Annotated in this window: 9 protein-coding genes; 6 read left to right on the plus strand and 3 right to left on the minus strand. The window is 67.3% G+C overall.

Going from position 1 to position 9061, the window contains the following annotated elements:
* Positions 1 to 1329, plus strand: a 1329-nt coding sequence (locus ABY44_RS12595) for an alginate export family protein (protein WP_431641260.1), incomplete at its 5' end; no start/stop codon positions are given.
* A 91-nt stretch (positions 1330 to 1420) separates the two neighbouring features.
* Here ABY44_RS12595 and ABY44_RS12600 read toward each other — a convergent pair.
* Positions 1421 to 3007, minus strand: a complete 1587-nt coding sequence (locus ABY44_RS12600; protein WP_027787762.1) for an acid phosphatase — start codon at positions 3005 to 3007, stop codon at positions 1421 to 1423.
* Positions 3008 to 3231: 224 nt separating this feature from the next.
* On the opposite strand from ABY44_RS12600, the gene ABY44_RS12605 reads away from it, so the two are divergent.
* The 3 genes from ABY44_RS12605 (at position 3232) to ABY44_RS12615 (ending at position 5590) form a co-directional block, all read left to right on the plus strand.
* A complete protein-coding gene (locus ABY44_RS12605; protein WP_060173003.1) occupies positions 3232 to 4608 on the plus strand; it encodes a cytochrome-c peroxidase in 1377 nt (458 codons plus the stop codon).
* A 113-nt stretch (positions 4609 to 4721) separates the two neighbouring features.
* Positions 4722 to 5108 carry a hypothetical protein gene (locus tag ABY44_RS12610; RefSeq protein ID WP_060173028.1) on the plus strand — a complete coding sequence of 129 codons (387 nt, stop codon included), beginning with the start codon at positions 4722 to 4724 and terminating at the stop codon, positions 5106 to 5108.
* Between the two features lie 11 nt (positions 5109 to 5119).
* The gene (locus ABY44_RS12615; RefSeq protein WP_027787759.1) at positions 5120 to 5590 is read left to right on the plus strand and encodes an NUDIX domain-containing protein; all 471 of its coding nucleotides are present in this window, start codon (positions 5120 to 5122) and stop codon (positions 5588 to 5590) included.
* Positions 5591 to 5659: 69 nt separating this feature from the next.
* Here ABY44_RS12615 and ABY44_RS12620 read toward each other — a convergent pair whose 3' ends face one another.
* Both ABY44_RS12620 and ABY44_RS12625 read right to left on the minus strand, forming a co-directional pair.
* Positions 5660 to 6103, minus strand: coding sequence for a hypothetical protein (locus ABY44_RS12620; protein WP_060173004.1), 444 nt, complete (start codon positions 6101 to 6103; stop codon positions 5660 to 5662).
* A 137-nt stretch (positions 6104 to 6240) separates the two neighbouring features.
* Positions 6241 to 7950: a glutamine--tRNA ligase/YqeY domain fusion protein gene (locus tag ABY44_RS12625; RefSeq protein WP_027787758.1), complete on the minus strand. Its 1710-nt coding sequence runs from the start codon at positions 7948 to 7950 to the stop codon at positions 6241 to 6243.
* Between the two features lie 244 nt (positions 7951 to 8194).
* On the opposite strand from ABY44_RS12625, the gene ABY44_RS12630 reads away from it, so the two are divergent.
* Together ABY44_RS12630 and ABY44_RS12635 are read left to right on the plus strand one after the other, a co-directional pair.
* Positions 8195 to 8404, plus strand: a complete 210-nt coding sequence (locus tag ABY44_RS12630) for an ornithine acetyltransferase (RefSeq protein ID WP_011351716.1) — start codon at positions 8195 to 8197, stop codon at positions 8402 to 8404.
* Between the two features lie 178 nt (positions 8405 to 8582).
* Positions 8583 to 9061 (plus strand): RBBP9/YdeN family alpha/beta hydrolase (locus tag ABY44_RS12635; RefSeq protein WP_431641261.1); only part of this gene is annotated, 479 nt, incomplete at its 3' end.

The raw sequence follows: 9061 nt of genomic DNA on the forward strand, positions 1-9061 counted from the left end.
CCCGCCGCGACCTGCACGGCCAAGCGGCCGACCGTGCTGTTCAACCGCTGGCAGGAGGACTGGTCGGTGCTCGCGAATCCGTGCGTGCCGCGCGCACCGCTCGACGGCTTGAAATATATCCCGCTCGGCAACGATCCGGCTTCCTATCTGTCGCTCGGCGTGAACCTGCGCGAGCGCCTCGAGACCAACGACGCGCCGCTGTTCGGCATCGGCTCCGCGCAATCGGATACGTACCTGATCCAGCGTGTCGAGGTGCATGCCGACGCGCATCTCGGCCAGCACTGGCAGTTCTTCGTGCAGCTGCAGGACGACCGCGCATTCGGCAAGAACACGATCTCGCCGGTCGACAGGAACCCGCTCGATCTCGAGCAGGCGTTCGCGACCTACACGGGCGCGCTCGGCGGCGGGACGTTCAAGTTCCGCGTCGGCCGGCAGGAGATGGCGTTCGACCTGCAGCGCTTCATCGCCGCGCGCGACGGCCCGAACGTGCGGCTGGCGTTCGATGCGGTGTGGGCCGACTACGAGTACCGGAAGTGGCGCTTCATCGCGTATGCGACGCAGCCGGTGCAGAACCGCACCGTGTCCGCGTTCGACGACGTGTCGAACCGCGACCTCACGTTCAGCGGCGTGCGCTTCGAGCGGCAGTCGGTCGGGCCCGGCGACCTGTCGGGCTACTGGTCGCGCTACAACCGCAGCAGCGCGCGCTTTCTCGATGCGAGCGGCGCGGAGCGCCGTGACGTGTGGGACCTGCGTTACACCGGCACGCACGGCCGCTTCGACTGGGATCTCGAAACGATGCTGCAGACGGGCACGGTCGGCAGCAGCACGATCCGCGCGTGGGCGGTCGGCTCGATCGCCGGCTACCGGCTCGACGCGCCGTGGTCGCCGCGCATCGCGCTGCAGGTCGATGCGGCGTCGGGCGACCGGCATCCGCACGACGGCCGTGTCGAGACCTTCAATCCGCTGTTTCCGAACGGCTATTACTTCACGCTGGCCGGCTTCACCGGGTATTCGAACTTGATCCACGTGAAGCCGTCGGTGACGCTCAAGCCGTCGCCGAACCTGTCGCTGCTCGGTGCGCTCGGTTTCCAGTGGCGCGAGACGACCGGCGACGCGGTCTACCAGCAGGGCAACGCGGTGGTACCGGGCACGGCAGGCAAGGGCGGGTCGTGGACGGGGATGTACGTGCAGCTGCGTGCCGACTGGACGATCGCCGCGAACCTGATCGGTGCGGTCGAGGCCGTGCATTTCCAGGTCGGCGATGCGATCCGCGAGGCAGGCGGGCACAATGCCGACTATGTCGGGGTCGAGCTGAAGTACGGCTGGTGACGCGCGCGCACCGATGAAAAAAGGGCGGCCGGGAGGCCGCCCTTCGTGCGTTCGGGCCGGCGATGACACCGGCCCGCCTGTCGCGATGCCGTTACAGGTTCGGCGACAGTTGCAGCGCGTTCGTCAGGTCGCCCATCGGCTGCCCGCCGTTGGCCTTCAGCGCGTCGTCGCGCTGTTGCAGGCCGGCGAGGCGCGGCAGCGAGAAGCGGCGCGTGATGAAGCGCAGGATCGACGCGGTGTCGTACTGCGTGTGGTCGACGAAACCCTTCTTCGAGAACGGCGACACGATCAGCGCCGGAATGCGCGTGCCCGGGCCCCAGCGGTCGCCCTTCGGCGGCGACACGTGATCCCAGAAGCCGCCGTTTTCGTCGTACGTGACGACCACGACCATGTTCTTCCACTGCGGGCTCGCCTGCAGGTGCGCGAGCACGTTCGCGATGTGCTGGTCGCCGCTCGCGACGTCCGTGTAACCCGGGTGCTCGTTCAGGTTGCCCTGCGGCTTGTAGAACGCGACCTGCGGCAGCGTGCCCGCGTCGATCGCCTTGATGAACTCGCTGCCGTCGGTGCCGCCGTCGAGCAAGTGCTGCGCGCGGCTCGTGCTGCCCGGTGCCTGGTTCGCGTAGTAGTTGAACGGCTGGTGGTGCGGCTGGAAGTTCGGCGCCGTCATGTTCGGGCCGTAGATCACGTTCGCCGTGCCGCTTTGCGCGGCCTGCAGTGCCTGGTTCCACGCACCGCCGTACCACGCCCACGACACGCCCGCGTTGGTCAGCAGGTCGCCGATGTTCTGTTGCGACTGCGGCGGCAGCGTCGTCGCGGCCGACGGGTCGGCGAGGTTCGGATCGCCGCCCGACGCCGCCTTGTTGCCGCTCGGCTGGTACGGCGGCTGCATCGTGTTGATCGCGTAGAAGTCCGGCGTCAGGTTGCCCGAGTTCACGAACTTCGGCGCGCCGTCGAGCGCGGAAGCGGGCGAGTTGCTCGCGAGCTGCAGCGACTTGCCGTCGGCGGCGACGGCCGAGATCGAACCGGCGGCCGGGCTCTTGTCCGCGTTCGCGTAGAACGGCGCGCACGCGCAGATCAGGTACTGGTGGTTCAGGAACGAGCCGCCGAACGCGCCCATGAAGAAGTTGTCGGCCAGCGTGAACTGCTGCGCGATCTTCCACAGCGGCAGCTTCGTCGCGTCGGGCGTGTAGTGGCCCATCACGAGGCCGCCCGAGTCGGCCCATGCGGCGAACATGTCGTTCTTGCCGCCGTTGATCTGCATCTGGTTCTCGTAGAAGCGGTGATACAGGTCGCGCGTCGTCACGCTCATCGGCGTGTTGAAGCCGTTCGGGTCGTCGATCGCGAACGGCGCGTTCGGCAGGTTCGCCGTCATCGCCTCGGTCACGGCCGGCGTCACGCCCTTCGCGGTCAGGCCGCCCCAGGCCTTCGGCAGCGTCGCGAGCGGCTGGCCGTTGCGGTCCTTCTGCTGCGCGCTGGCCGCGGTCACGTTCTGCAGGCCGTTCGCGCCGGGGAAATTGCCGTACAGGTTGTCGAAGCTGCGGTTTTCCGCGTAGATCACGACGACGTTCTTGACCGTCGACAGGCCCTGCTGCTGCACGTCGTCGCCGCCGCAGGCGGTGAGGGCGGCAGCCGCGGCAACGGCGATCGGTGTAAAGCGAATCCAGGCGTGGTTTTTCATCCGTTGTACTCTCTATCTCTCTCTTGTCGCGTGGGGAACCGGCGCACTCGTGCACCGCCGGTTCGCGAGGTGACCGTGGCATGTCCGGCTGCACGCATTTTGAGGGTGCGATTTGACAGGCGGGTGTAGGCGTCCTTTCGATTGGCTGTCGACGAGTCGTCATGCAACGGTCATGCGGCTGACATAAACTCCGGCCGCTCCTGAACCTACTTTCCGACGAATCGATGAAGCCTCGCCAACCGACAGCCGGCGCGTTCGCGCGTTCGTGGCTGCATCTCGCCGGCGCATTCGCGCTGGCCGCCACGCTCGTCACCGTTGCCGGCTGTGACGGACAGCCCGGTGCCGGTGCGCCGTCCGCACAGGCCGCGAGTGCGCCGGGCGGCGCGCAACCCGTTGCGTCCGCAACGGTTGCCGCGAGCGGCGCCGTGGTCGCGACGAACCAGCCGCAGACGCGGGCACAAGTTTACGAAGGCGTGCGCCGGATGACGGCGCTCGGCAAGCAACTTTTCTTCGACCCTACGCTGTCAGGTTCCGGCAAGCTCGCGTGCGCGTCGTGCCACAGCCCCGATCACGCATTCGGGCCGCCCAATGCGCTGGACGTGCAGTTCGGCGGCGACGACATGAAGCATCCGGGCTTTCGTGCGGTGCCGTCGCTCAAGTACCTGCAGGGCGTGCCGCAGTTCACCGAGCACTTCCACGATTCCGACGACGAAGGCGACGAGAGCGTCGATGCGGGCCCGACGGGCGGCCTCACGTGGGACGGCCGCGTCGACACGGGCGCCGAGCAGGCGCGCATTCCGCTCACGTCGCCGTTCGAGATGAACAGCTCGCCGGCGAAGGTCGCGCAGGCCGTGAAGGCCGCGCCGTACGCGGAGGAGTTCCGCGCGGTGTTCGGCGTGAAGGTGCTCGACGACGACGCGGCCACGTTCAAGGCCGTGCTGCGCGCGCTCGAGACGTTCGAGCAGACGCCCGAGCTGTTCTCGCCGTACACGAGCAAGTACGACGCGTATCTCGCGGGCCATGCGCAGCTCACGCCGGCCGAAATGCGCGGCCTGCAGCTGTTCAACGACGAGAAGAAGGGCAACTGCGCGAGCTGCCACATCAGCCAGCGCGCACTCGACGGCACGCCGCCGCAGTTCAGCGATTTCGGGCTGATCGCGATCGCGGTGCCGCGCAATCGCGCGCTGCCCGTCAATCGCGACCCGCGCTTTCACGACCTCGGCGCGTGCGGCCCCGAGCGTACCGACCTGAAGGGCCGCGACGAATTCTGCGGGCTGTTCCGCACGCCGTCGCTGCGCAACGTCGCGCTGCGCAAGACGTTCTTCCACAACGGCGTCTATCACACGCTCGAGGACGTGATGCGCTTCTACGTCGAGCGCGACATTCATCCGGAGAAGTTCTATCCGGTCGTGCACGGCAAGGTGCAGATCTATGACGACCTGCCGAAACGCTACTGGCCGAACATCAACCGCGAGGCGCCGTTCGACCGCAAGCGCGGCGAGCAGCCGGCGCTGAACGCGGCCGAGATCAAGGACGTGATCACCTTCCTCGGCACGTTGACTGACGGATATCAGCAAGCGGCCGCGCCGGCCGGCCACTAGAAGGCGGTGCAGGCGGCACGCATGCTATCCTCGCTCGCTGACAGGCGCAGTGTGCGTGCCAGTTCGCCGGCATGCGCGGTGCGCCGTTCGATCGAACATCCAAGGAGAACAACATGTCGATGCGTGCATCCCTTTCCGTCGTCACGCGCGTGCTGGCCGGCGCCGCGTGCGCAGCCGCGATGCTGCCCGCCCATGCGCAGAACAACCTGAACTTCCTGAACGACACGCCGCTCAGCTACTTCAGCAAGGCCGACCGCGCGTCGCTCGCGAAGGCCGCCGCGCAGGTGCGCGACGAAGGCAAGGACGGCGAGACCACGACGTGGCAGAGCAGCGGCCGCGGCACGCAGATCGATGCGAAGCTCACGCCGACCACGACCGAGACGGACGGCAAGACCTGCCGCCAAATCGCCACCGAAATCACCGCGAAGGGCCAGACGATGACGCTCAAGCCCGTCTATTGCAAGACCGACGCGGGCAAGTGGCAGTTGCAGAAGCGCTGAGCACGCGCGTGATGAAGCGGGGCGACGCGCCGCGCACGGTGTCGTGCGGCGTCGTGATCCTCGATGCGGCCGGCCGCGTGTTCCTCGCGCACGCGACGGACACCACGCACTGGGACATCCCGAAGGGGCAGGGCGAGCCGGGCGAATCGCCGGCCGATGCCGCGCTGCGCGAACTGCTCGAGGAAACCGGCATCGCGCTGGCGCCGGCCCGGTTGCTCGATCTCGGCCGCTTTGCGTACCGGCACGACAAGGATCTGCACCTGTTCGCGGTGCAGGTGGCCGAAGGCGAGATCGATCCCGCGCAGTGCACGTGCACGTCGCTGTTTCCGAGCCGCCGCGACGGCTCGATGATTCCCGAGATGGATGCGTATCGCTGGACCGTGCCGGCCGACATCGACGCGTATGCGAGCCGTAGCCTCGCGCGGCTGTTTCGCACGAAGCTGTCGCTGGTGGATCTGCATCGGCGGTTGACGGGCGCGTAACCCCGGCATGCAATAAAAAACCGGCGCAAGCCGGTTTTTTCATGGTTCGTCCGATTCGCCGCCGGCGAGTCAGGTCAGCCATCGATCGGTATCGCGATGCTGGTCGAGGCCGATCGCTTCGAATTCGTCGAACGCGTCGCCGCTGGCGACGCCGAGTTCGCGAAGCGCTTCGTTGATCGCATGGTCCGACACGACGAGCGGGCCGCTCGCGCGGCCATCCGCGAAGCGCGCATGCGCCTGGGTGCCGCTGCCGCCGAAGAATTCGGCTTCGACATAAGCCAGTGCAGCCTGAGCACTCAACTGTTCACACAGCGACAGAAGTGCCGGCGGCAGCACCGTGTCGTCCCCGTCGGTCAACGGGCAGAACGGGATGGCGTGAGCGTCCCGGAACGCGGTGTCGAGCGGGATCATGTCGATGTCGCCGCGCAGACGGACGACGCGCAGCCCGCGCGGCAGCGGCGCGGACGCAAATGCGCCGGATCTGGCGACGATGGCCTGCAGCGAATAGGGCATGACGACGGTTCCTGGCGTGGCATTCGGGGCAGGCTGCCCCGGCGAGCGGCCGGTCGGGCTGCGCATCGGCGCAGCCGTTGTCCGCGCATGACGAACGGCTCAGGCGCGGGCGACCGGCGCCGCGCCTGTCCGATCCGTCAGGCCGGCTTGCCCCAGCTGTCGCGCAGCCCGACGATCCGGTTGAACACGGGCTTGCCCGGCTTCGAATCGACACGATCGGCCACGAAGTAGCCGTGACGCTCGAACTGCACGCGCGTTTCCGGCGCGATGTCGCTGTTGCCCGGCTCGACGTATGCCTGGACGATCTTCTTCGAATCCGGATTCAGCGCCTCGAGGAAGTTCGCGCCGCCCGCGTCCGGATGCGGCTCCTTGAACAGGCGGTCGTAGATCCGCACTTCGGCCGGCTGCGCATGCTTCGCGCTGACCCAGTGGATGTTGCCCTTGACCTTGTAGTTGTTCGCGCCTTCGGTGCCCGACTTGCTGTCCGGGAAGTAGTTGCAGTGCACGGCCGTCACGTTGCCGTCGGCGTCCTTGTCGAAGCCCGTGCACTCGATCACGTAGCCGTAGCGCAGGCGCACCTTGTTGCCCGGGAACAGGCGGAAATAGCCCTTCGGCGGGTTCTCGACGAAATCCTCGCGCTCGATCCACAGCTCGCGCGAGATCGGGAACGTGCGCACGCCGCGATCCGGATGGTGCGGATGCACGGGCGCCGTGCACGCTTCCTCGAGGTCTTCCGGGTAGTTGTCGATCACGAGCTTCAGCGGATCGAGCACGGCGACCGTGCGCGCTGCCTTGTCGTCGAGGTCGTCGCGCAGCGCGCCTTCGAAGATGCTCATGTCGATCCACGAATCGATCTTCGTCACGCCGATCCGCTCGCAGAACAGGTGGATGCTCTCCGGCGTGAAGCCGCGGCGGCGCACGCCGACGATCGTCGGCATCCGGGGGTCGTCCCAGCCGTCGACGTGGCCTTCGGTGACGAGCTGCAGCAGCTTGCGCTTGCTGGTGATCGCGTACGTGAGGTTCAGCCGCGAGAATTCGATCTGTTGCGGCAGCGGGCGCGTGAACATGCCGGCTTCCGCGAGTTCGTTCAGCACCCAGTCGTACAGCGGGCGGTGATCCTCGAATTCGAGCGTGCACAGCGAATGCGTGATGCCTTCGAGCGCATCCGAGATGCAGTGCGTGTAGTCGTACATCGGGTACACGCACCACGCGTCGCCGGTGCGGTAGTGGTGCGCGTAGCGGATCCGGTAGATCACCGGGTCGCGCATGTTCATGTTCGGCGAAGCCATGTCGATCTTCGCGCGCAGCACGTGCTCGCCTTCCTTGAACTCGCCGGCCTTCATGCGGCGGAACAGGTCGAGGTTTTCTTCCGGCGTGCGGTCGCGGAACGGCGACGGCTTGCCGCCTTCGGTCAGCGAGCCGCGGTTCGCGCGCATCTCTTCCGCGCTCTGGCTGTCGACGTACGCCTTGCCGCGCTGGATCAGCAGCTCGGCGAATTCGTACAGCTTGTCGTAGTAGTCGCTCGCGAAGTACTGGTGATCGACCGCGTCCTTGCGCCAGTCGAAGCCGAGCCAGCGCACCGCGTCGACGATCGAGTCGACGTACTCGACGCTTTCCTTTTCCGGGTTCGTATCGTCGAAGCGCAGGTGGCACACGCCGCCGTAGTCGCGTGCGACGCTGAAGTTCAGGCAGATGCTCTTGGCATGGCCGATGTGCAGGTAGCCGTTCGGCTCGGGCGGGAAGCGTGTTTCGACGCGGCCGCCCCATTTGCCGGTGCGGTTGTCGTCGTCGATGATGTTGCGGATGAAATTGGAAGCCGCGGGGGCGTCGTTGCGTTCGGTGCTCATGCGGATGGCGTCAGGTTGTGTCGGCGCGTCGCGCCGGTTTAATCCCGTGATTCTACCTGACCGGGGTCCGTCCCGCGCGGCTGGCGGCGCGGCAGGCGCGGGTTTCGACGGATTATCTCGATATTGTGTCGGCTGTAACACGACGTAAATCGGATTGCCCGGGCCGTTTGGCGTTGCCTATGATGGCTTCACCGATTCGATACCGCCGTTCGCATAACCGCGCGGCGAGAGGACACCAACAATCATGATGAAGAAGACCACGTTTATCGTTCGTACCGCCGTGATCGTCGCGGCCCTGTCGCAACTCGGCGCGTGCGCCATGACGCATACGCAGCGCAATGCCGGCATCGGCGCGGCCGCAGGCGGCGCGCTCGGTTACCTGGTGACGGGCGGCCCGCTCGGCACGGTCGCCGGCGCCGCGGCGGGCGGTATCGTCGGCGCGAACGTGCGCTGATCGATGACATGACGCGAGCCGCGTGCAACGCGGCTCGTCGTCCGGTCGCGACGCCGTCCCGCACGCGTCCCGGCCCCTTGCACATCCTTCCGGTTTCAGACAGGCAGCATCAGGGAGGAACGGGTGTGCGACACTGCGTCGACGCCATATAACGATTTCACCCGTCGACGCACTTTCCATGAGTTCATTTCCCGTTCTCGTCCTGCCGGGTTACGCCAATTCGGGCCCGCTTCACTGGCAGAGCCGCTGGGAGCGTGCCGATGCACGTTTCTCGCGCGTCGCGATGCCCGACTGGGACCGTGCGTTCCGCAACGGCTGGTGTCTCGCGCTCGATCGCGCGGTCGAAGCCGCGCCCGGGCCGGTGCTGATCGCCGGCCACAGTCTCGGCACGCTCACCACCGCGTGGTGGGCGACCCGCTATGCGCGCCCGGCCGCGCTCGCGAAGGTGCGCGGCGCGCTGCTCGTCGCGCTGCCCGACCCGGGCGGTCCCGCGTTTCCGGCCGATGCGCACGGCTTCGGGCCCGTGCCGCTCGAACGGCTGCCGTTTCCGACCTGCGTCGTCGCCAGCAGCGACGATCCCTATGGCTCGCTTGCGTTCGCGCGCGGTTGCGCGAACGCATGGGGCAGCGCTTTCCACGATATCGGCCCGCGTGGCCA

The sequence above is a fragment of the Burkholderia sp. ZZQ-2 genome, assembly GCF_050768715.1.
Classification (GTDB): Bacteria; Pseudomonadota; Gammaproteobacteria; order Burkholderiales; family Burkholderiaceae; genus Burkholderia; species Burkholderia cepacia.

What these genes read in the sequence shown, in the direction of transcription:
- ABY44_RS12600 (WP_027787762.1), bottom strand. Translation starts at nt 3,007, where the DNA reads ATGAAAAACCACGCCTGGATTCGCTTTACACCGATCGCCGTTGCCGCG.
- ABY44_RS12605 (WP_060173003.1), top strand. Translation starts at nt 3,232, where the DNA reads ATGAAGCCTCGCCAACCGACAGCCGGCGCGTTCGCGCGTTCGTGGCTG.
- ABY44_RS12610 (WP_060173028.1), top strand. Translation starts at nt 4,722, where the DNA reads ATGTCGATGCGTGCATCCCTTTCCGTCGTCACGCGCGTGCTGGCCGGC.
- ABY44_RS12615 (WP_027787759.1), top strand. Translation starts at nt 5,120, where the DNA reads ATGAAGCGGGGCGACGCGCCGCGCACGGTGTCGTGCGGCGTCGTGATC.
- ABY44_RS12620 (WP_060173004.1), bottom strand. Translation starts at nt 6,103, where the DNA reads ATGCCCTATTCGCTGCAGGCCATCGTCGCCAGATCCGGCGCATTTGCG.
- ABY44_RS12625 (WP_027787758.1), bottom strand. Translation starts at nt 7,950, where the DNA reads ATGAGCACCGAACGCAACGACGCCCCCGCGGCTTCCAATTTCATCCGC.
- ABY44_RS12630 (WP_011351716.1), top strand. Translation starts at nt 8,195, where the DNA reads ATGATGAAGAAGACCACGTTTATCGTTCGTACCGCCGTGATCGTCGCG.